This window comes from Vibrio sp. SG41-7, from assembly GCF_014164465.1.
Taxonomy (GTDB): Bacteria; Pseudomonadota; Gammaproteobacteria; order Enterobacterales; family Vibrionaceae; genus Vibrio; species Vibrio splendidus.
Genome location: NZ_JACJFF010000412.1, coordinates 1 through 271, shown reverse-complemented (window position 1 = coordinate 271; position 271 = coordinate 1). Strand labels below are relative to the sequence as shown.

Genomic DNA, 271 nt, shown 5'->3' with positions numbered 1-271 from the left:
TAATTCAATATAACGTTGTTTGTACTTTTTCTTTCATAAAGAAAGAATGGTGGCTACTGCGGGATTCGAACCTGCGACCCCATCATTATGAGTGATGTGCTCTAACCAACTGAGCTAAGTAGCCAATAATGAATTTTATGTATTCACTATTTTATCTCTAATTAAAGAGAAATAATGGTGCGGTCGGAGAGACTTGAACTCTCACACCTCTCGGCGCCAGAACCTAAATCTGGTGCGTCTACCAATTCCGCCACGACCGCAGCAAAGCTTT

2 tRNA genes are annotated in these 271 nt (G+C 41.3%); both read right to left on the bottom strand.

The window, feature by feature from the left end:
- Nucleotides 1-47 precede the first annotated feature (47 nt).
- Nucleotides 48-124: transfer RNA gene (locus tag H5300_RS27395), tRNA-Met, on the bottom strand.
- Nucleotides 125-175: 51 nt separating this feature from the next.
- A tRNA-Leu gene (locus H5300_RS27390) sits at nt 176-260 on the bottom strand.
- Nucleotides 261-271: the final 11 nt, after the last annotated feature.